Source organism: Thalassobaculum sp. (assembly GCF_965223715.1).
GTDB lineage: Bacteria > Pseudomonadota > Alphaproteobacteria > Thalassobaculales > Thalassobaculaceae > Thalassobaculum.
Map to the genome: position 1 here is coordinate 545,560 of NZ_OZ245012.1, position 21,900 is coordinate 567,459.

The 21,900-nt window shown below is 67.2% G+C and carries 18 protein-coding genes; 2 read left to right on the forward strand and 16 right to left on the reverse strand.

Annotation, left to right across the window (positions count from 1 at the left end):
* Nucleotides 1-81: 81 nt before the first annotated feature.
* The 11 genes from ACOQOP_RS02565 to ACOQOP_RS02615 form a co-directional block, all read right to left on the reverse strand.
* A complete protein-coding gene (locus tag ACOQOP_RS02565; protein ID WP_420564749.1) occupies nt 82-1,233 on the reverse strand; it encodes an HPP family protein in 1,152 nt (383 codons plus the stop codon).
* Between the two features lie 215 nt (nt 1,234-1,448).
* Nucleotides 1,449-3,179, reverse strand: coding sequence for an ABC transporter substrate-binding protein (locus tag ACOQOP_RS02570; protein WP_420564750.1), 1,731 nt, complete (start codon nt 3,177-3,179; stop codon nt 1,449-1,451).
* Nucleotides 3,180-3,297: 118 nt separating this feature from the next.
* The gene (locus ACOQOP_RS02575) at nt 3,298-3,663 is read right to left on the reverse strand and encodes a DUF2160 domain-containing protein (RefSeq protein ID WP_420564751.1); all 366 of its coding nucleotides are present in this window, start codon (nt 3,661-3,663) and stop codon (nt 3,298-3,300) included.
* 2 nt (nt 3,664-3,665) lie between these two features.
* The gene (locus ACOQOP_RS02580; protein WP_322330322.1) at nt 3,666-4,463 is read right to left on the reverse strand and encodes a carbohydrate ABC transporter permease; all 798 of its coding nucleotides are present in this window, start codon (nt 4,461-4,463) and stop codon (nt 3,666-3,668) included.
* The gene (locus ACOQOP_RS02585; protein ID WP_420564752.1) at nt 4,460-5,350 is read right to left on the reverse strand and encodes a carbohydrate ABC transporter permease; all 891 of its coding nucleotides are present in this window, start codon (nt 5,348-5,350) and stop codon (nt 4,460-4,462) included. The genes ACOQOP_RS02580 and ACOQOP_RS02585 overlap by 4 nt, the downstream gene beginning before the upstream one ends.
* A complete protein-coding gene (locus tag ACOQOP_RS02590) occupies nt 5,347-6,456 on the reverse strand; it encodes an ABC transporter ATP-binding protein (protein WP_420564753.1) in 1,110 nt (369 codons plus the stop codon). Before ACOQOP_RS02590 ends, ACOQOP_RS02585 begins: the two co-directional genes overlap by 4 nt.
* A gap of 9 nt (nt 6,457-6,465) precedes the next feature.
* Nucleotides 6,466-7,557 (reverse strand): ABC transporter ATP-binding protein, encoded by a 1,092-nt coding sequence (locus ACOQOP_RS02595; RefSeq protein ID WP_420564754.1) that lies wholly within the window; start codon nt 7,555-7,557, stop codon nt 6,466-6,468.
* A gap of 25 nt (nt 7,558-7,582) precedes the next feature.
* Nucleotides 7,583-9,127, reverse strand: a complete 1,545-nt coding sequence (glpD, locus tag ACOQOP_RS02600; protein ID WP_420564755.1) for a glycerol-3-phosphate dehydrogenase — start codon at nt 9,125-9,127, stop codon at nt 7,583-7,585.
* Nucleotides 9,128-9,249: 122 nt separating this feature from the next.
* A complete protein-coding gene (locus ACOQOP_RS02605) occupies nt 9,250-10,014 on the reverse strand; it encodes a DeoR/GlpR family DNA-binding transcription regulator (protein WP_420566510.1) in 765 nt (254 codons plus the stop codon).
* Between the two features lie 148 nt (nt 10,015-10,162).
* A complete protein-coding gene (locus tag ACOQOP_RS02610; RefSeq protein ID WP_420564756.1) occupies nt 10,163-10,978 on the reverse strand; it encodes a hypothetical protein in 816 nt (271 codons plus the stop codon).
* Complete coding sequence (locus tag ACOQOP_RS02615) at nt 10,965-11,432, reverse strand: ABA4-like family protein (RefSeq protein WP_420564757.1); 468 nt, start codon at nt 11,430-11,432, stop codon at nt 10,965-10,967. The genes ACOQOP_RS02610 and ACOQOP_RS02615 overlap by 14 nt, the downstream gene beginning before the upstream one ends.
* Before the next feature lie 102 nt (nt 11,433-11,534).
* On the opposite strand from ACOQOP_RS02615, the gene ACOQOP_RS02620 reads away from it, so the two are divergent.
* A complete protein-coding gene (locus ACOQOP_RS02620; protein WP_420564758.1) occupies nt 11,535-12,143 on the forward strand; it encodes a TetR-like C-terminal domain-containing protein in 609 nt (202 codons plus the stop codon).
* Nucleotides 12,144-12,324: 181 nt separating this feature from the next.
* Here the strand turns inward: ACOQOP_RS02620 and ACOQOP_RS02625 are convergent, their stop codons facing one another.
* The 3 genes from ACOQOP_RS02625 to ACOQOP_RS02635 all read right to left on the reverse strand — a co-directional run bounded on the left by ACOQOP_RS02625 (nt 12,325) and on the right by ACOQOP_RS02635 (nt 19,706).
* A complete protein-coding gene (locus ACOQOP_RS02625) occupies nt 12,325-14,796 on the reverse strand; it encodes a YbcC family protein (protein WP_420564759.1) in 2,472 nt (823 codons plus the stop codon).
* Nucleotides 14,797-14,810: 14 nt separating this feature from the next.
* The gene (locus tag ACOQOP_RS02630; RefSeq protein WP_420564760.1) at nt 14,811-16,394 is read right to left on the reverse strand and encodes an NADH-quinone oxidoreductase subunit L; all 1,584 of its coding nucleotides are present in this window, start codon (nt 16,392-16,394) and stop codon (nt 14,811-14,813) included.
* A 249-nt stretch (nt 16,395-16,643) separates the two neighbouring features.
* Nucleotides 16,644-19,706, reverse strand: a complete 3,063-nt coding sequence (locus ACOQOP_RS02635) for a DUF4347 domain-containing protein (RefSeq protein WP_420564761.1) — start codon at nt 19,704-19,706, stop codon at nt 16,644-16,646.
* Nucleotides 19,707-20,234: 528 nt separating this feature from the next.
* On the opposite strand from ACOQOP_RS02635, the gene ACOQOP_RS02640 reads away from it, so the two are divergent.
* Nucleotides 20,235-20,510, forward strand: coding sequence for a YchJ family protein (locus ACOQOP_RS02640; RefSeq protein WP_420564762.1), 276 nt, complete (start codon nt 20,235-20,237; stop codon nt 20,508-20,510).
* A 46-nt stretch (nt 20,511-20,556) separates the two neighbouring features.
* Here the strand turns inward: ACOQOP_RS02640 and ACOQOP_RS02645 are convergent, their stop codons facing one another.
* Both ACOQOP_RS02645 and ACOQOP_RS02650 read right to left on the reverse strand, forming a co-directional pair.
* A complete protein-coding gene (locus tag ACOQOP_RS02645) occupies nt 20,557-20,859 on the reverse strand; it encodes a hypothetical protein (RefSeq protein ID WP_420564763.1) in 303 nt (100 codons plus the stop codon).
* 75 nt (nt 20,860-20,934) lie between these two features.
* A complete protein-coding gene (locus tag ACOQOP_RS02650; protein WP_420564764.1) occupies nt 20,935-21,693 on the reverse strand; it encodes a response regulator in 759 nt (252 codons plus the stop codon).
* Nucleotides 21,694-21,900 lie beyond the last annotated feature (207 nt).

Genomic DNA, 21,900 nt, shown 5'->3' on the forward strand with positions numbered 1-21,900 from the left:
GCTCGAAGTAGAGGCCCTGGCATTGTCCGGGCCAAGACCCGAATTCTTCAAGGCAATCGGTCGCGGGAGGAATGCCACGCGTCAGCCGGAGGGCGTTCGGGCGATGCTGCGCGCCATGGCCGCGATGAGGTCGGTACGGGTCACGATCCCGATGAGTCTTCCGTATTCCAGCACGGGGACGGCATCCACGTCCCGGTCGCCCATCATGGTCATCAGGACGCTGAGCGGGGTCGTGGCCACGGCCCGGGGAACCGTGACGCTCATGATGTCTCCTGCCAGGACCGGTGTGCCGCGCGCACGGTCAATCAGCCTCCGCAGGGCCGGTGCAAAGCCGCGATCGAGACGCAAGGCGTCGTCTCTGGCACGGCTGATCAGATGCAACTGAAAGATCACGCCCAGGTACCGGCTGTCGGGATCGATGACGGGCAGAGAGGTGAAGCGGTGCCGTTTGAACAGGTCGGCCACCTCGCCCAAGGGGGTCTCCAGACCAACGGTGGTCAGATTGGTCGACATGATGTCCGCGGCCGTCAGCGGGCCGGTATGGTGGGTCGCGGCCTGAGCCTCCGCAGCACCGATCAGACGGGCGAGATCCCTGACCCCGAGATTGAACGACTGTCGATAGCGCTCCAGGATCCCGGTCAGCTCCCGTTCGGACAGGCCCAGGCGCTCCGCGGGTTCGGGATCGCGAGGCTCGCCTGTACTTGGAGCCTCGAACTGTCGGAACGGGTAGCGGCGGCCCGTGATCCTTGCGTAGGCGGCGGCGATCAGCACCAGGGCAATCGTGCCGGTCGCAATCGGAGCGAGGGCGAACCAGTAGCCCAGGTGGTCCAGAGCCTCCGGGCTCATGGCCGCGGTCATGGCGACCGCACCCGCGGGCGGATGGATCGCGCGACAGGCGATGGTGGCGGCGATCGCGAGACCCACGGAAAGCGCTATGCGCGCCACCGGATCGCCGACGACCATGCAGACGGAAACGGCGACCAAGGCGGCCACGGTATTTCCGACGATCGCGGACCAGGGCTGGGCGAGCGGACTGTTTGGAACGGCGAAAAGCAGTACAGATGTCGCGCCGAGCGGCGCCACGAGATAGAGCCCGGCTGCCAAGTCGACGGTCGGAGACAGGAGAAACTGCCCGACCAATCCCAGGCCCAGCAGTGCCCCAAAGCCCGCCCGTATGGCTTCAACGGAGGATGGGCGGGCCACAACCGGCCCCAGCGCGCGCAGTATACTCAACTTGATGCCTATTCAGCCGGTGGGGGCGTCCGTCTCGATCACAGCCGCGGTCGCGGGGCGGGGTAAGGAAGGGATCGATGCCGTGCATAGGGCGTCGGTCCCGGGGTCCGCAAGGGGGAGAGCGGTCTCGCTTGATGAACGGCCGCTCCGGTCGCGCAAAAGAAAAGCGCCGGAGCCCGAGGGCCCCGGCGCCTGTCTCGCCGCTGGAGCTGTTCTTACTGCCAGCGCTTGATGATCTCTTCGTACGCGATCGTCTCGCCCTTCGGCTTCTCATTGTCGAGCTTGGCCTTCGGACCGTCGGGCTTGCCCAGCCATTCCGACGGATCCTTCGGCTCGTTCAGGCGCGGGCCGCAGCCACCATAAACGTTGCTCTGCTCATCCGCCCGCTGCATGCGGGCCATGATCGTGTCCATCTCGCCGGCGAGACGGTCCATGGCCTCCTGCGGGGTGAAGGCGCCGGAGTTGACGTCACCGATCTGCTGCCACCAGAGCTGGGCCAGCTTCGGATAGTCGGGCACGTTGATCCCGGTCGGCGACCAGCGGACCCGGTCCGGCGAACGGTAGAACTCGACGAGACCGCCGAGGTTCGGCGCACGTTCGGTGAAGCTGTCGTGCCGCACCGTGCTGTCGCGGATGAAGGTCAGCCCGACATGGCTCTTGCGGACGTCCACGGTCTTGGAGACCACGAACTGGGCATAGAGCCAGGCGGCCTGGGCCCGGTCGCTCGGGGTCGACTTCAGGAACGTCCAGGAACCGGCGTCCTGGTAGCCGACCTTCTGGCCTTCCTGCCAGTACGGGCCGTGCGGCGACGGCGCCATCCGCCAGAGCGGCGCGCCGCTGTCGTCGACGGTGTTGTTGCCCTCGGATTTCGGGGCGACCATCGACGCGGTGAAGGCGGTGTACCAGAAGATCTGCTGGGCCACGTTGCCCTGGCTCAGGGCCGGGAGCGACTGGTAGAAGTCGTAGCTGGCCGCACCCGGAGGGGCGTAGGCGCGCAGCCACTCGTCCCATTTGCGGATCGCGTAGACCGCGGCCGGACCGTTGGTGGCGCCGCCACGGCTGACGCTGGCGCCCGCCGGGTTGCAGGATCCGGCCTCCATGCGGATGCCCCACTCGTCGATCGGCACGCCGTTCGGCTCGCCCGGCGAGCCCGCACCGGCCATCGACAGCCAGGCATCGGTCATGCGCCAGCCGAGATCCGGCGCGCGCTTGCCGTAGTCCATGTGGCCATAGACCCGAACACCGTCGATCTCCTTGACGTGCACGCTGAAGAACTCGGCGATGTCCTCATAGGCGGACCAGTTCACCGGCACGCCGAGATCATAGCCGTAGCGCTCCTTGAACTGATCCTGCAGATCCTTGCGGTCGAACCAGTCCTTGCGGAACCAGTAGAGGTTGGCGAACTGCTGGTCCGGCAGCTGGTAGAGCTTTCCGTCCGGTCCGGTCGTGAAGCTGATCCCCATGAAGTCGTCGAGATCGAGCATCGGGTTGGTGGTCGCCTTCCAGTCGCCGGCCATCTGATCCGACAGGTTGTAGGCGAGCTGCAGGCGCGAATGGGTGCCGATCAGGTCGGAGTCGTTGATATAGCCGTCATAGAGATTGCGGCGGGTCTGCATCTGGGTCTGGACCGCCTGCACCACTTCGCCTTCGCCGAGGAGCTGGTGGTTGACCTTGATGCCGGTGATCTCCTCGAACGCCTTGGTCAGGACTTCCGACTCGTAGGTGTGGGTCGGGATCGTCTCGGAGAGGACGTTGATCTCCATCCCCCGGTACGGCTCCGCGGCCTTGATGAACCACTCCATCTCCTTCAGCTGATCCGCCCGGCTCAGGGCGGATTGCTGGAACTCGCCGTCCACCCACTTCTCCGCGGCGGCCATGTCGGCGGATGCCGGGCCTCCCCAAAGAAGTCCGCTGGCAGCCAAACCTGCTATCAGTGACTTTCTCATCGGTTTCCTCCTATGAGATTCCTTGTCCCGGCCGGAGCCGGGGTGGTCCGCACGCTTGCCGCGTGCCTTTACGTCTTCGTCCGGAAATCCCCGTCCGAAGCCGATTTCGTCAGGGCCCTCACACCCATTTCGCCACCGCCGCCGCCCAGAGCAGGGCAATGATCGAGGCCCACCAGAGCGGGCCGGTGAACAGGGCTAGCCAGGCCAGATGGATGTAGGCGGCGCTCAGCAGCGAGATGAACAGCCGGTCGCCGCGGGTCGTGTTGATGCCGAGAATGCCGGGTTCGCGCGGATCGCCGCCCGGCCGCGCGATCTCCCAGCCCGTCATGATCAGCAGGACGGCGGCGATGCAGGCGAAGAACAGGGCCGTCTGCCAGGTCCAGGCCATCCATCCCAGGAAGGAGACACCGGTCGGGTCGGTGTTCTGGGCGACCGCAACGCTCGGCACCACGCAGGCCAGGAGTGCTGGAAGGATCCACCGCATGGTCAGACCCTCCCCATCGCGAAACCCTTCGCGATGTAGTTGCGCACGAAGTAGATGACGATGGCGCCCGGGATGATGGTCAGCACGCCGGCCGCGGCCAGCAGTCCGAGCTCGTATCCGGAGGTCGACGCCGTCTTGGTCATCACCGCGGCGATGGGCTTGGCCTGGACGGTGGTGAGCGTCTTCGCCAGCAGCATCTCCACCCAGGAGAACATGAAGCAGAAGAACGCGGTCACGCCGATCCCCGAGGCGATCAGCGGCATGAAGATCTTCACGAAGAATTTCGGGAAGGAGTAGCCGTCGATATAGGCGGTCTCGTCGATCTCCTTCGGCACCCCCGACATGAACCCTTCCAGGATCCAGACCGCGAGCGGGATGTTGAACAGGCAGTGGGCCAGCGCGACCGCCAGGGTCGTGTCCAGCAGTCCCATGGTCGAATAGAGCTGCAGGAAGGGCAGGGCGAACACCGCGGGCGGCGCCATGCGGTTGGTCAGGAGCCAGAAGAACAGGTGCTTGTCGCCGAGGAAGCGGTACCGCGAGAAGGCATAGGCCGCCGGCAACGCCACGGCGACCGAGATCACCATGTTGATGACGACATAGATGATCGAGTTGATATAGCCGGAATACCAGGTCGGATCGGTGAAGATCTTGACGTAGCTCTCGACCGTGAATTCCTGCGGAAACATCGAGAAGCCGCCGAGGATCTCGTTGGTCGTCTTGAACGACATGTTCAGCAGCCAGTAGATCGGCAGCATGAGGAAGAGGATGTAGAGGGTCGGAACGATCCAGCGCTTGCTCATCGCTTACCTCCCTGCATGGTCAGCGTGTAGAACAGCCAGCTCACCAGGAGGATCATCAGGAAGTAGATGATGCTCATGGCGGCCGCGTTGCCGAGGTCCTGCTGCCCGAGGGCGATTTTCACCAGGTCGATGGACAGGAAGGTGGTCGAGTTCCCCGGGCCGCCGCCGGTCAGGACCGACGGTTCGGTGTAGATCATGAAGCTGTCCATGAAGCGCAGCAGCACCGCGATGGTGAGCGTGTGCTTCATCTTCGGAAGCTGAATGTAGCGGAACACCGCCCAGGACGAGGCGCCGTCGATCCGGGCCGCCTGATAGTAGGCGTTGTCGATCGACTGCAGCCCGGCATAGGCCAGCAGCACCACCAGGGACGTCCAGTGCCAGACATCCATCAGGATGACGGTGAACCAGGCGGCCACCGGTTCCTGAGTGTAGTCGAACCAGGGCCCGCTCGCCGGGTCGTGGCCGAACAGGCCGGCGCCCGCGTTGAGCATGTAACCGAGGAAGCCGATATCCGGCAGCGCGTAGATGTTCCACATCGCACCGACCACGTTCCAGGGGATCAGCAGCGGCAGGGCCATCAGCACGAGGCAGACGGAGGCCCACACGCCGGACCGCGGGATGGTCAGCGCGATGGCGATGCCCAGCGGAATCTCGATCGCCAGGATCGTGAAGGTGAAGCCGAGCTGGCGCATCAGCGCGTTTTGGAAGCGCTCGTCGGTCAGCGTATCGGCGAACCATTGCAGGCCGACGAAGGAGAACTCGCCGTAGAACTCTTCCTGCACCGAGAAGTTGACCACCGTCATCAGCGGGATGACCGCATTCATCGCCACCAGGATCAGGACCGGCAGGACCATCCACCAGGCGCGCTGGTTGAGCGTCTTGTTCATGCCTTGCCTCCCCCGCTGGCGGACTGTCCCTTGGTTCCGACGATCCAGCCGTTCGAGTAGACGTGCACCGCGCCGGGCTCGAAGAGGAGCCGGTTGTGCCGGTCGGAGATGCTGGTGCCTTCCGGGGCGATCACGTTGACCTCCCTGCCGTCGAAATCGGTGCGCACCACCAGGTGGCGGCCGACGTCCTCCACCCGGGTCACCCGGACCGGCAGCCCTTCTTGGCCGTCGGAGAGACGGACGAATTCGGGGCGGATCCCGATCTCCACGCCCTCGGTGCCGGGATGGCCGAGGTCGCGGCGGAGCGGCACGCCGTGTCCGCCGACATAGGCCGTGTCGCCTTCGACACTGGCCGGCAGGACGTTCATGCCGGGGGAGCCGATGAAAAAACCGACAAAGGTGTGTTCCGGCCGCTCGAACAGGTCGACGGGTGTGCCGAGCTGGACCACCTCGCCGTCGAGCATGACCACGACCTTGTCGGCAAAGGTCAGCGCCTCGGTCTGATCGTGGGTGACGTAGATCATCGTGTGCCCGAACTCGCGATGTAGGTTCTTGAGCTCGGTGCGCAGCTCCCACTTCATGTGCGGGTCGATCACCGTCAGTGGCTCGTCGAACAGGATCGCCGAGACGTCTTCGCGGACCATGCCGCGGCCGAGCGAGATCTTCTGCTTGGCGTCGGCAGTGAGCCCCTGGGCCCGGCGGCCGAGGTCCGCGGTCAGGCCGATCATCTCGGCGATCGCCTTGACCCGGCGATCGACGTAGTCCGCCTTTCCGCCGCGGTTGCGCAGCGGAAAGGCGAGGTTCTCGTAGACGGTCATGGTGTCGTACACGACCGGGAACTGGAACACCTGCGCCACGTTGCGGGCGGCGGTGGAGAGGCCGGTGACGTCCGTGTCGTCGAACAGGATGCGGCCCTGGGACGGCACGAGGAGCCCCGAGATGATGTTGAGCAGCGTGGTCTTGCCGCAGCCGGACGGGCCCAGCAGGGCATAGGCCTCGCCGTCCTGCCAGACGTGGTCGATCGTCGGCTTGAGCTGGTAGTCGTCCCGGTCCTTCGGGTTGCCGGCGTAGGAATGGGCGAGATTGGAGAGCGTGATCCTGGCCATGACGCGTCGTCACCCCGCCTCTGCATAGGCCGCGGCGGCGGCGAGGCTCCCGTCGGGAGCGAAGACATAGACATGGGCCGGATCGACATAGACCGTGCGGTCCGCGTGATGGGGCAAGTCGTGGACGCCATGGACCAGGGCGACCCAGCGCTCCCCGCCATGGTCCACATGCACGAAGCTCTCCGAGCCGGCGATCTCGGTACCGGCGACCTGGCAGTCGAAGGCGAGTTCCCGATCCGAGGTCTTGGCGATCTTGAGGTGGTTGGCGCGGAACCCGGCGAGATAGGGGCCGTCGGCCAGGGCCTGGAGCGACGGGAAATCTGTGGAGAGGCGCCGGTCCTCGATGATCAGATCGCCGCCGCTCTTGGACAGGGAGACGAAGTTCATCGGCGGATCGGAGAAGACGCGCGCCGTGGTCGCGTCCGTCGGCCGGCGATAGACCGAGGGGGTAGGACCGAACTGGGTGACCCGGCCTTCCCACAGGCAGGCGGTGTTGCCACCGAGGAGCAGCGCCTCGTGCGGTTCCGTCGTCGCGTAGACGAAGATCGCGCCGGATTCCTCGAAGATCCGCGGGATCTCGGCCCGCAGCTCCTCGCGCAGTTTGTAGTCCAGGTTGGCCAGCGGCTCGTCGAGCAGGACCAGACCTGCGTCCTTGACCAGAGCCCGGGCCAGGGCGCAGCGCTGCTGCTGGCCGCCGGACAGTTCGAGCGGCCGTCGGCCAAGCTGCTGCTCGTTCAGCTTCATCATGGCGGCGGCGGCACGCACCTTGGCATCGATCTCGCCGGCACTCAGGCCCCGCAGCCGCAGCGGCGAGGCGATGTTCTCGTAGACCGTCATGGACGGGTAGTTGATGAACTGCTGGTAGACCATCGCGACCTGGCGGTCCTGGACGCGGATACCCGTGACGTCCCGATCCTGCCAGAAGATCCGTCCCCCGGTCGGCTGATCGAGGCCCGCCATCAGGCGCATCAGGGTGGTCTTGCCGGACAGCGTGGGGCCCAGGAGAACATTCATCGACCCGGACGCGAATTCGAGCGTGGTCGGATGAATGTGGACCTCCAAGCCCACTGATTTCGAGACCGCTTCCAGCTTCAGAGACATGCGATCGGCCTTCCCGTACTTTTCATCACCGCGATCCGTGCGCGCGCCGGCTTTCCTGTGCTTTTTCCCGGGCCGGTGACGTGCGCATCCAGTCGTCCAGGGCCTGGACCTGATCGGAGGTCATCCGCAGGCCGAGCTTGGTGCGTCGCCACAGGACGTCCTCGACACACCGCGCCCATTCCTGCTCCCGTAGCCAGACGACTTCCGCCTCGGTCAGCGTCGCGCCGAAATCGCGGCCGAGATCGCCGGCATCGGAGGCGTCACCGAGCAGGGTGAAGGCGTCGGTGCCGTAGGTCCGGACCAGCCGATTGGCCCAGGGCATGTCGAGGAAGGAGTATCGCTCGCGCAGGCGTGTGCTCAGGTCGCCGGCCCCGCCAAGGGGGAAGTCGCCCCCGGGCAGGGATGCGGAGGCGGTCCAGGATCCCCCCATCTGCGGAAAGAACGGCTGCAGCTTGTCCAGCGCGGCTTCAGCCAGCCGGCGATAGGTGGTGATCTTGCCGCCGAAGATATTGAGCAGGGGCGCCGCACCGGACGGCTGCTCGACCTTGAGAACATAGTCGCGGGTCGCCGCCGTCGCGGACTTGGCACCATCGTCGTAGAGCGGCCGCACGCCCGAATAGGTCCAGACCACATCCGCGGGTGTGACCGGGTCGAGGAGATACTCGGAGACGGCGGTGCAGAGGTACTCCGTCTCCTCCGGCGTGCAGACCGCGTCCGAGGGCGACCCCACATGGTCTCGGTCGGTCGTGCCGATCAGGGTGAAGTCGTCCTCGTAGGGGATCGCGAAGATCACGCGGCCGTCGGCATTCTGGAAGATATAGGCCCGGTCGTGCTCGAAGCGTTTGCGCACGACGATGTGGCTGCCGCGGACGAGCCGGATGCGGTCCTTGGTGTTGAGCCGCACGCAATTGCCGATGATGTCGCTGACCCAAGGGCCGCCGGCATTCACCAGGGCGCGTGCCTGCACGGACTGTGTCGCGCCGGTATCGGCATCCTGCACCTCAAGGCGCCAGACACCGTCGGTCTGTTCGGCCAAGATGCACCGGGAGCGGACGTTGATCGAGGCGCCCTGCAGCGCTGCGTCGCGGGCGTTCAGGACGACCAGGCGGGAATCCTGAACCCAGCCGTCGGAATACTCGAAACCGATGGAGAAGGAGGGTTTGAGCGCGGCACCGACCGGGTTCGTATGAAGATCGAGCTTGCGCGTGCCGGGCAGGCTCCGGTGCCGCCCGAGATGATCGTAAATGAACAGCCCGAGCCGGAGCATCCAGGCCGGCCGAAGTCCGCTGTGATGCGGCAGCACGAAGCGCATCGGCCAGGCGATGTGCGGCATCGCCTTCAGCAGAACCTCGCGTTCCTCCAGGGCTTCGCGCACCAGCCGGAACTCGAGATACTCCAGATACCGCAGACCGCCGTGATAGAGCTTCGTGGAGGAAGAGGAGGTGCCCTGCGCGAGATCGCCCATCTCGCAGAGGAAGACGCTCAGCCCCCTGCCGGCGGCGTCCCGCGCGATCCCGCAGCCGTTAACGCCACCACCGATGATGGCAATATCGACGAGCCGCCCTGCCAAATGCGTCTCCACCCGTGAAATCGGGACCCTGACGTTGGATCCTCGCTATTTTCACTTTTGACGCTACGTGAAAACGATATGAAGGACAATCGAAAACGCGTTGGGCGATCTCGGGCGCTCGGCTACACCGTGACCTGAATGACCTCGACGTCGTTCTCGCGGCACAGCAGTTGGAAATCGCGCGGCACTCTGGCGTCCGTGACCACGCTGTCCACCTGGGACACATGGGCGATGCGGACCGGCGCGGAGTTCTTGAACTTCGTGGAATCGGCGACCAGGATCACGTTGCGGGCGTTCTGTATGATCGCCTGGGCGACTTTCACTTCCCGAAAATCGTAGTCCAGCAGCGCGCCGTCATTGTCGATAGCCGATGCCCCGATGATCGCGTAGTCGACTTTGAACTGGCGGATGAAATCGACGGCCGCCTCGCCGACGATGCCGCCATCCGCCTGGCGGACGATCCCTCCGGAGATCACCACGTCGATCGTCGGGAACAGGCGCAGTCTGTTGGCAACGTTGAGATTGTTGGTGATCACCATAAGGTTTCGATGATTGACCAGGGCCTCGGAGACCGCTTCCGTCGTCGTGCCGATATTGATGAAGAGGGACGCGCCGTCGGGCACGAGGCTGGCCGCGCGGCGACCGATCGCAGCCTTCTCGTCGGCGGCGATCTGACGCCGCTGCTCGTATTCGACGTTCTCCGTGCCGGAGGGATTGATGGCGCCGCCGTGGATACGCCGCAGGATCTTCGCGTCGCAGAGATCGTTCAGGTCCTTGCGGATGGTCTGGGGCGTGACGCCGAAACGCTCCGACAGCGCATCGACCAGCACCCGGCCATCCTGTTTGGCCAGTTCCACGATCTCAGCCTGTCTCTCGCTGAGGAACACCATCATATCTGCCAGATAACTCTCGAGATATCGAAGGTATCCGAAAGAGAATCGAAGGCCAATATCGATACCGCCGTCTCAGCACCTGAAGTTGCAGATCGGTCGACGTCATCCTCTGTGGGCGCGGCAGGTCGGCCGCGCCCGTACGTTAGTCCAAGCGCATCAGGGGCAAGCCCAGCAGGGCCTGAGCGAAGAGCAACAGGGTGACCACACCGTATCCGATCGCCGCGAGACGGACGATGCCCACTGCGTTGCCGGAACCCCGCCGATCGAGCCACAACCCCAGCAGCGGGAGGACCTGCATGGCATGCATCGAGGCGAAGTGAGCCGGGCGAAGGTCTCCCGCCACACCTGACCAGCCGAACAGCGGGATGACCGGAGCGCCCGGCGGATGCAATCCGACAAAAGGGCCGCCCGAGCTGCTGAGATATCCGGCCACCAGGAAGGTGAGGCCGAAGGTGGTCAGGAAGCCGAGCCAGATGCCCTCGCGAAGACCGGGGCCGAAGCGCGCCCCGGCATCGCGGGACGCAACCCAGCCGATCACGGCGATAGCCGCGATCAAGGTGACCGCGCCGACCCCCATCAGGGCGTACATCGTCTCGTGGAACGGTGTGGTCAGATTGAAGTGGGAGTGCTCGCCACGGGCGGCCATGTAGAAGATGTAGGCCATCTCGGCGAGGAAGGCGGCCGCCATCGCGTGGCCGACGATCGCCATGGTGCGGCCGCCGCGCACGCCGTCGGACAGGTGCCGCTCGACCAGGGCGATCGTGGCGAACACAACCACGAAACTCAGCGAGAACTTCAGCGGCTTCATCCAGATGGACACACCGTCGATCGTCCGCGGGTCGACCAGGGACCACCCGAGCGCGAGCGCGAGCAGGATGGCCGACAGGATGGTGAGGGTCTCATACCGAGCCGACGGAGAGCCGCCGACGATGGCCATCTGCGGGTCAGGCACGGACATGGAGCGATCCCTCCGCGGTGAGCCTCTGGGTGGGAAGGACGGCTTTGCGAAGCCCGAGTTCGGTCAGGCCGGCGATCAGGAAGCCGATCGGTCCCAGCATGAACGTGGCACCGAGGATCGGAGCCTGGACAACGCGGCTGATCCCGACCTGATCCATCCGGCGCGCCATCACGGCACCGATGAACAGGTCGAAGGCAAGATAATGGATCCAACCGGCCAGGAGAGCCCAGTCGTTGGACATCAGCGAGGCAACGTCCGCCAGGCTGCCGAACCCTCCCTCTGCCTCGGCAAACCGGCTCAGGACGATCAGAGCGTAGACTGCCGACAGTCCGCCGGGGATCACCCATCGCGGGACTGCGTTGAGCCACCCGTATCCGCGGGGCCCGAGGATCAGGACGAGCCATCCGGCCATCGCGGCCGTACCGGCATGGGAGAACACTGTCTCGGGCTGCATGAAATATCCCCTATGGAAATTTCCATTGGAAATATAACTGCTCCGCCGGCTTGAAAAGTCCAGGAGAAAAATTTACATTGGAAATATGGAGGTCGGAACATATTGAAAAATAAGAAGAAAAATTATCACCACGGCGATCTGAAACCGGCGTTGATTCAGGCCGGGCTCGAGCTTCTCGAAGAGCAGGGGCTGGAGGCGTTGACGCTGCGTGCCATTGCGGCGCGGGTCGGGGTCAGCCATACGGCGCCGAAGAATCATTTCGACGGCCTGCTGGGTCTGCTTGCCGCGATTGCCGCGGAGGGCTTCCGCCGCCACGCGACCGAGATGCGCAAGGGGGTGGAGGCTCACTCGAACAGAGTGGATCGATTGCGGGCGGCGACCGAAGGGTATGTAAGGTTCGCCCGGGAAAACCCGGCGCTGTTCAAGCTGATGTTTTCGCCGCGCCTGAAAGGCTTAGGCGATCCCGATCTCATCGCTGCCGGCTCCGAGAGCTATGGCGTGTTGCGCGGTATCGCCGACGGCCTGGAATGGGACCGTCCCGGCCCGGCGCGCGGTCCGGGCGAGGAGGCCTTGCGGACCGAGACGATGCTCTGGGCCTTCGCGCACGGCTATGCGTCGCTGCTGCTCGAAGGCCACGGACCTGCACAGTCCGATGGCGCTCCGATGCTCGATGTCTTGGACGTGATGCCGGTGTTCCACTACCGGGACTGACGGGGTCCAGGCCTCGCCGCCCTGCCGGTGCGGCTCTCGTCCATGATCTGGTCCGAGTGACTGAGAGCGCTCTCCAGAAGGGCCGGCAGCTCGGTCTCGGAATCTTCCAACCGGCCCCTGAGCGCTTAGTGCAGGCACACTGCTCTGTGGAAGCCCGAACGCCCCAGACGGCCTGGATGTCTCACGGTGCCACGGGCTCCCAACGTGCCTTGCCGGGCGACCGCCGGGCCACGCGGCCGTTCTCATCGATCGAGAACAGCGAGATCCACCCGTTATCCACCAGGTTCAGGACCGTTTCGTGCCGGGCGATGACCCGATCGATCGCCTTCTGCGGCGCCTCCAGATAGACCGAGAGCCGCATCGGGTCGTGGACCAGGCGCTCGCCGTCATGCACGGATTGCATCGGTAGTCCGACCCGCAGGTCTCCGCCGTTGCCCTCCAGCACCCCGATCCGGCCGACCACGTCGTGCAGCGTCTTGTTGCCGCTTCCGAACACCCGGTTGTCGACGCTGGAGCCGTAATACTGGAGGTTGATCCAGCTCGCGACGATCATCGGCGCGGTCATGATGAGCTCGAGAACCTTGAACTCCCGGTCCGCCTGCCAGTCGTAGCTGTGCAGGAAGACCTGTCCCTTCAGGTCGATCCCGGCGGTCCGGGTCCGCGGCGCGGCGACGAAGGCGACGCAGCCGGCAAGGCCCCATTCCGGACGCACCTGGCTCCAGTCCCGGGCGCGGGCCTGAAGGCTGGAATGGACGTCGTCTCCGTCGGCCGGCTTCAGGGCCGGCGCCCGCTCCAGCCGGGCGACCCGGCCTGCCGTGGACAGGTGGTCCTTCAGCCGCGCGAGATCCGCGCGATGGTCCGGCGCCTCCGCGTCGCCGTCGAACAGGGTGACCGCGTCGGTCGTCGTGTCGTGCAGACCGGCGATGAAGACCGTGTCCTGCGGGATGTGGATGCCCCGGGCGGCCAGCGCGTTCTGAACCGACCGGTCGTTCAGCAGGGCCGCCGCCAGCCGGGCATTCACCTCGCCGCTCTGGCCGCCGCAGGCGCCGCAGTCGAGGCCGCGGGCATGCGGGTTGTTCACCGTCGAGGCGCCGTGGCCGACCAGCAGAACGATCCGGGCGAAGCCCTTCGTCAGGGACATGCCCTTCAGGATCGCCTCCGCCATCGCCACCCGTTCGGTCGCGGAGATCCCGGTCCGGCGGCCATGGGCGACCTGCGGGTCGAGCTGCGGGACCGTCTGACGCCGAGCCGGGGTGTCGGCGACCGGCCGGGTCAGGCCGAGGCCGTCGGTCACCAGCTTCGCCGCGAAGCCCAGTCCGGCCAGTTCGACGAACGGAAAACTGCCGGAGGCCGTCCGCCGCAGCCGGCCGAGCGCCTGGGCGATCCCTTGCCGGATCTGCCGGGAGCGGGCGATCGCCGCACTCTCCCGCACGCTCGCCGCCGTCTCCCGGATCGCCGTACCCGGCTTCAGCAGGACCGGGCAATGGGGCACGCCCTCCTCGCTGCCGAGCGGCACATGCTCGATCGGCAGCCCGAAGAAGCCGGCGAAGCCGATGGTCTCGATGTCGCCGGAGGCGCTCTCGATCGCCCGCCGGAACACCTCCGAGCGCACGTCGATGCAGAACGCGGCCTGGACCGCCGGCCGTCGGCCGGCCGCCGGGGCCGTCACCTTCGGGGCACCCAGGGCCGCAGCGAAGCGCCGCTGCCAGGCCCGCTCATAGGCGGAGAGTAGCAGCAGGTCGAGGGCGTCGGGCTGACCGCCGGAGGTCTCCTCGGCATAGATCTTGCGGGTTCCGGCCCATTGAGCGCTCACGTCGACATGGGCGAACAGGGCGCCCCGCAGGATCACCTCCCAGCCAAGCCGGGCGGCCAGCAGCTCGAACAGGTGGTCGCTGTCCGCGCCCTTCAGCTCCGCCTCCCACAGCAGATGCCGCGCATATCCGGCCCAGCCGGAGACGGTCATGAGCAGCCGGTGGCAGTAGAGTTCGACCCCGGCGGGCTCGATCCCGAGCAGCACCATGGCGTCGCACACCATCTCCTCCGGATCCTCGGACAGATGGGCGGCGTGCCGACGGGCGGCCGCCAGTCCGTGGATCTCGGCGGTCATGTCCGTGGCGGCCAGCTCGCGCCAGGCAGCGTAGAAGCTGCCGCCCGGGGCGGTGCCGCCGAAATGGGCGGCGGCACATTGGGAGATCTGCTGGACCACGATCCGCGACCAGTCGGTCCCGGTCGCCCCGGCGGCGATGTCCGCCACCGTGGCGATCGGCCGGATCGCCGGCGACTCGCCGGTGTGGCCGATCAGCGCGGCCTTGATCGCTTCGACCGAAGTCGGATAGCCGTTGCCGGGCGGGGCGGCCACGAGCGCGTCGGCGAGGTCACGGTCTTCGATCCGACCGCTCTTCACGGCGTCGGCGAAGAAGGTGCGGTCCATGATCATCCGCGCGCCGGCGACCTGGGCCATCCGGCCGGCGGCCTGCCCGAACGCCAGGCCGTCCAGGCCGAGGAAAGGGTTCACCGCGACGAACCGGTCGAGCGGCCACAGCGGCGCGATCCGGCGCAGCGCGGTCCGGGCGGCGGCGACCGGGTCGCGGTCGGCGGACGCCTGCCGGTCGGTCAGATGGGCGATGTCGGACGGGTTGGCTTGGACGTTCATGGGACGATCCTCCTTCAGCGAGCCGTGCCGCCAGGCAGCCGATAGCTGCCGACCAGCCGGTCGAACCAGGCGTTTGCATAGAAACCGTTGGCGAGATGGATGCGCAGCCGGCGCATCCTCGGCCCGTCGGACCCGGGCAGGCCGCAGATCTGCAGCACCGTCATGGCGCCGAAGCTCAGCACGACCAGAGCCGCCAGAACGGTGCCGCCGATGCCGAGGGGGGGCGTCGGCGGGAAGGTCGACGCGGTCAGCCAGCCGGCGGCCGTGTGAAGGCCGAGATAGAGGGCGAGTCCGGCGGCGGCGATCCCCACCATCCACCCGAAGACAGCCGCCGCCGCCGGGCTGGCGCCAGGGCGCACCAGGAAGGCGACCAGCGCCATGACGAGAATGGCGGCGAGCGCGAGCTGGGCGGCGGGCACCGACGCGGTCAGGCCCGACGCGGCGGCGAGGCCGTAGACCACGCCCAGGGCCCCGAGCAGCGACGGCACGAGGACCGCCGCCGGGAGCCCGGGCTGCGGCTGTTCCCGGCCGAGGCTGCGGGCCAGATCGACCGCGCTGCCCGACGACAGGAAGGCGTGCGCCTTGTAGAGCGAATGGGCGACGATGTGCAGCAGCGCCAGCGGGAACGCGCCGAGACCGCATTGCAGCAGCATGTAACCCATCTGCGCGACGGTGGACCAGGCCAGCGAGACCTTGACGCTGGACTGGGTGGCCAGGACCGCGGTGCCGATCAGCGCCGTGGCCGCACCGATCACCGCGAGCAGCGGCAGGGCCCCGGTCGCCAGGACCATCACATCGGCGAAGCGCAGGACCAGGAAGCCGCCGGCATTGATGATGCCCGCATGGAGCAGGGCTGAAACCGGCGTGGGGGTCTCCATGACCTCCAGCAGCCAGCCATGGGCCGGGAACTGGGCGGACTTGAGCACGGCGGCCAGCACGATGAGGTATCCGGCCATGGTCACCGCGCCCCCGGCGGCGTCCCCGCCGCCGGCCCGCGCGCCGTCCAGGATCGCCGCGATGTCCGCCGTGCCGAAGCTGACGATCAGCAGGATCGCGGCGCCGATCAGGCAGAGATCGCCGACCCGGGCGGTCAGGAACTTCTTGTGGGCGGCGGCGATCGCCTGCCGGCGCGTGGGATAGAAGGTCAGCAGCCGGTGCAGGGCGAGGCTGGTGGCGATCCAGGCGGGCACCAGCAGAAGCAGGCTGCCGGCGACGACCAGGGTCGTGACCGCGGCCAGGGTCAGGCAGAGGCCGGAGACGAACGCCCCCTGATTCGGGTCCCCATCCAGGTAGTTGCGGCTGAACCGGACGATGACGACGCCGAGGAAGGTGACCAGCAGCAGCATGACGGTGCTGAGGACATCCAGACGGACGAGCGATCCGATCCGGTCACCGAATGGCGCCGGCCCGGAGATCGGCCCCGCCAGGGCGAGCAGGGCGGCGGCGATGGCGGCCAGGATCAAGGCCGCCCAGGCCCCGCCGGTTGCGGCACGCAAGGCCCTAGGCGGACGCGCGCCCGGATCGCGCCCCGCGAGGATGGCGGCGAGAGCGAGGCATAGGGGCGCCGCCAGGGCGACAAGCGGGGCGAGGGAGAGCATGGCCGACTCCGTCTGAGGAACGAATGACGCCGTCTCTATCGGAGTTCACGAGATGGAAAAAATTCAATGTTTGGAAGGAAACGTTCTGATTATCAGAACGAACAAGATGACTTTGTCGCCCACCCGCGGTGGGGACAACGTTCGCTCGGTACGGGTTTCCGCTGTCCTGCGCCAGGCGAGGGTGAGCCGGCTGGCGGCCGGCGCGACCCGCAGGCGCGAGAAAAGCGGCCGATCGGTCCGCTCCCGCGATCAGGCGACGAGGAACCAGTCGGTAGTGGCGGAGGAGGGGGGGACGCCGATCAGGGTGACGGTGTTGCCCGCACCCAGGTCGATCAGGGTGTTGCCCGACGCGTCGGCTGACAGGCGGCCAAGCAGGTCGGCGGCGCTGGCGATGCCGGTGCCGTTGATCCCGGCGGCGATCTGGATCAGGTCGCCGTCGCCCGGGGAGAAGCCGCTCACCGTGTCCGCACCGCCGGCCGTCTCGAAGCAGAGCCGGTCGGCGCCGAGCCCGCCCGCCAGCCAGTCGTCCCCGGCCCCGCCCGAAAGCGTGTCGGCTCCCTGGCCGCCATAGAGCGTGTCGGCGCCGACATTGCCGATGAGCCGGTCCTCGGCCGCATTGCCGTAGAGCACGTCGTTGCCCTGGCCGCCGAACAGGATGTCGGCACCGGCATTGCCCCACAGCACGTCATTGGCCTGGTTGCCGTAGAGCAGGTCGGCCCCCTGACCACCGTACAGGCTGTCGTCGTCCGCCTCGCCCCACAGGGTGTCGGCGCCGGTATTGCCGTAGAGCATGTCGAGCCCGGCCCCACCGCGCAGCACGTCGTCGCCGGCCCCGCCGGAGAGCGTCTCCGACAGCGCGGTGCCGGTGATCGTGTCGTTGCCGGATGAGGCCTGGGCGCCGCCACCGCTGCTGCTCCCGCCGCTCCCGCCACCGCTGGACGGCGCGGCACCGATATCGGTCACCACGACGTCGTTGTTGTCGCTCCCCCCGGCATAGCTGATCCGGTACTGGCGCGACCCGCTGGTGAAGCTCGCCCCCTCGGCCAGGCCGCTGAAGGTGCCGGTGACCGCATCGGTCCCGTCATTGGCGATCAGCACGTAGCTGTGCCCGGTGGACGAGGTGTAGCCGAAGGTGGTGGTGAGCGTGGCGCCGTTGATGGTGACCGTCCCGGTGACGCTGATCTGATCGTACTGGGTGCCGGCGGTGGTGCCGTCGATCTCCATGGAGGCGGTGGAGCCCGAGGCGAGGGTCAGGTTGCCGGTGGCGATCGTGCCGGGGCTGTTGCCCGGGGCGATGGTGGCGCCGTTCTGCACCTCGACCGGGGTGGAATAGGTGCCGGTGCCGCGCAGGGTGACGCCGGAGGCGACGGTGAAGGTGCCGGTCCCTGTCAGGGTGCCGGTGAAGCTGCTGGCCGCCGCGTTGGTCAGGGTGAGGGACGCGGCCCCCAGGGTCACCGTACCCGACCCGGTCAGGGTGCCGATGGTCTCGCTGGTGCCGTTCAGGTCGAGGGTGGCGCCGGCGGCGACGTTGACGGTGGCGGTGTCGGCGATGGCGTTGCCGCCGGCGAGCCGGACGGTTCCGGCGCTGACCGTGGTGGTGCCGGTATGGGTGTTGGTGCCCGACAGGGTCAGCACGCCGGTCCCGGTCTTGGTCAGCCCGCCGGTGCCGGAGATCACGCCGGAGAAGGTGGCGTCGGCCGACAGGGCGAGGCTGCCGTTGCCCGAGCCGACGGCGACGGCGTTGTCGATCGTGGTGGCGCCGGTGACCGCCAGGCCGCCGCCGTTCAGGGTGACCGCCCCCGCGCCGAGATTGCCGTCCCCGGCGACCGAGACGGTGCCGCCGGTGACCGTGGTGGTTCCGTTGTAGGTGTTGGTGCCCGACAGCGTCAGCGTGCCCGCTCCGGCCTTGGTCAGGTTGCCGGTGCCGGAGACCACGCCCGAGAAGGTCACCGCGTCGGAGCGGTTGAAGGCCAGCGTGGCGTTGTTGGTGACGTTGCCGGTGATCGAGCCCGCCGTGCCGCCGTTGCCGACCTGCAGGGTGCCGGCGCTGAGCGTCGTGCCGCCGGTATAGGTGTTGGTGGCGATCAGGATGGTGGTGCCGGTGCCGGTCTGGTTCACCGCCGCCGTGCCGGTGATGGCAACCGCCGTGCCGGTGCCGGTGCCGTCGCTGCTGAGGACGTGGCCGGCGGTGGTGTGGTTGAAGTTGACGGTGGCTGTGCCGGACCCCCCGTTGATCACCGGCGCGTTGATTATGCCGGCGGCACCGCCGCTGCCGATGTTGAGCGTGCCGTTCCCCGCGGCACTGCTGGCCAGTATCACGCCTTGGCTGGCGGTCGTGGTGACCGTGCCGCCCGCTGAGACCGTGAGGGTCCCCGTCCCTGAGCCGCCGACAAAGATTCGAGAGAGGCCGCTGCTGAAGGTGCCGGTGCCGTCGACCGATAGGGTTCCCGTGGAGCCGGACGCGGCGCCGAAGGTGGCGTTGCCGTTGTTGGTGGTCAGGCTGCCGCCGCTGGAGATCTGCACGGTGCCCGAACCGCCGTTGATGTTCCCCACGGTGATGTCGTTGAAGGTCGGCGCGGCGCTGGTGACCTGCGCGGTACCGCCATTGTTGATCTCCCCCGAATTGGGAATGCCGGACGGCACCACGCCGCCGACCCAGTTGGCGCCGGTGTTCCAGTCGCCTGTGCCGGCGTTGTTCCATACGATCAGCAGAACCGGCAGGGCGGCCAGCGCGGCGGCGTCGAGCGCGGGATTGGGTGCCGGGCGGCCACGATCGAGCGTCCAGGACCCGCCGAGGGCGGCGCCGCCGACCGGTCGGCGCGCCGCCGCCACCGGGGATCCGGTCGCCGCCTCCAGCGCCGCCACGAAGGCCCGGCCGGGCGCACCGGCGCCGACCGAGCAGGCGTAGAGCTCGATCGGCGCGCCGGAGAGCGCCGCCCCGATCGCCGCCAGCGTGTCCCAACGCCCGGAGAGCGAGCGGGCGGTCAGCGGGCGGTTCCCCAGGAACAGTCCGCCCGGACGGCCGTGGCAGATCACGACGAGCCGCCGGCCCGGCGCGTCCTGCGCCGCCGCCAGGATCAGGTCCAGGCCGTCGGCCTCGGCCGGAACCCGCACCACGCGCGCCGGCACCGTCAGGGCCGCGAGGATCGCCTCGGCCTCCGGCACCCGGTCGTCGATGACGACGACCGCACCGGCCGTGGTCTCCGCCGCCACGTCCCGCAACCGCAACTGGGTCAGCGCGGAATGGTTGTCTCCACTCGGGCGAAGGCCCTTGGCCGTGTGTCGGCCGGAACAAGCGGCTGGAGTGTCCATGATCGTGTGTTCCCTACAGGATCACCGACCGCCGCAGAACACCGCGGCCGGCTTATTGGACTCCTCCACCGAGAGAAATGTTGCCCGAGCTTTTGCGGGCTGGCATTTGAAAAATCTGTGATCTCAAACCGTCGCGAAATGATCCTTCGGGCTGTTCGCGGTTCTCGAAGAATTATCCCCGGAAAATCATAATCTTAGAGCATTTCAGCAGAAGGCGGTGAGGGTCGAAATCCGAGTGATTGCGGACGATGATTTCCAAGAATTTCCGACGTTTTCCGAAACATGGGATTCGAGCTAAAATGTCTTTCGCCGTGTCGCCGGATTTCGACCGCTAGGCGCGCCCCGCCGGCTGTGGCCTGGCGGCGCGAAGACCGGTACACGTTGTGGCGCAGGCCACTGCCGGCCAATGTCCCGAGCCCCCAGGAGCGATCCTTGTTCGAACGATGTGAGTGCGGGAGCGGGCAGAGCTATGCGGGATGCTGCGGCCGGTTGCATTCGGGGGCGCCGGCGCGCGATGCGGACGAGCTGATGCGCTCGCGCTACTGCGCCTTCAGCCGGGGGAACGTGCCCTACCTGCAGAAGAGCTGGGCGGCCGAGACGCGGCCGTTGCTCTTGACCCTGGATCCCGGCCAGGTGTGGACCGGGCTGACCATCGAGCGTCACGAGGTCACCGGCCCCGATACCGCGCGCGTCCGCTTTTCCGCGACCTGGCGCACGGGAACCCGCACCGGCCGGCTGACGGAAACCAGCCGATTCCGTCGTGAGGGGGAGGGCTGGGTCTATATCGACGGCATCACCGAGTGAGCGCGGGGCTGCGGGGTGTCGCGATGGTGGCTGGTAGCCGTTAGCCTCAGGGCTCCGGCGACGGCCGGGGCGGCTTGCGGATCTGCCAGCGCCCGATGACGAAGGCCGGGGCGAACACCAGGACGAGGAACAGGGCGGCACCGACGGGATGGGCCGTCGCGTCGCTCCGGTCGAGGCCGACCAGGATCATGGACACCGTCACGAACGCCACGAAGGCGCTCGCCGTGAACGCCAGGATGAAGATCAGGTAGGCGGCGAGGGGGCGGGCGTCCGGGTGACGGGCGCGGCGGACATAGAAGACCGCCGCAACGAGGAATATGAGCCACAGGGCGACAACCACGGTGTCCATCGTTCGACCTTTCGGGGACGGCGGAAACACCCCGTAAACCGCCAGGAAGCACCCTTGTTCGCGCCGCGTGACCGGTCAGGCGGCCGGCGGATCGCTCTCGACATCCTCCTTGAAGACATAGCCCACGCCGCGAACGGTCTTGATCAGCTCCGGACGCTTCGGATTGGCCTCGATCTTGCGCCTCAGGCGGCCGATCTGGACGTCGATGCTCCGGTCGAACAGGGCGGCCTCCCGGTCATGGACGAGGTCCAGGAGGGTGTCGCGGGACAATGGAGGCTTGGGGTTCTCCAGGAAGGCCAGCAGCAGGTCGAACTCCCCCGTCGAGAGCTCGACCGGATCGCCGTCGGGTGCGCGGAGTTGGCGGGTCCGCCGGTCCATTTCCCAGCCGGCGAAGCGCAATTTCGGCGCCACCCCATTGACCGGTGGATCGACCGTGATCCGGTCTTGATCGACCCGCGGTCCCTGGCGGCGGAGAACGCTGCGCAGGCGTGCCAGCAGCTCGCGCAGATGGAACGGCTTCGCCACATAATCGTCGGCGCCCACCTCCAGGCCCGCCACCCGGTCGACGAGGTCGTCCTTCTGGCTCAGCATGACCAGGCCGATGTTTTCCTGCTGGCGGAGTTCGGCCGCCAGGGTCAGTCCATCCTCCCCCGGCAGCTTGATGTCGAGAATGACGAGGTCTACGGCCTCGCGGGCCAGAACCTCCCGCATGCCGGTGCTGTCCGCGGCCGAACTTACGCGCAGGCCCTCGTCCGTCAGATACTCGGTGACGAGGTCCCGGATCTCGGCCTCGTCATCGACAATGAGAATATGCGCGGTGGTCGTATCCGGCATGCGTGCAAATTCCCGACGTCATTATCGATCCGGAATAGAGAGATAACTCCGGACGGTCACGTCGGTTTCCCTGTCCGTGATGCGTGTAACGGTCCACGTCATGAATGTCGCACTTGTTACCATTTTTCCCGCGCCCTGACATCACCAGGTTGCAGCGCGGGCCTAGGGTCGGCCCATCGAGACACGGGAGGCCCCTCCATTCCGGTG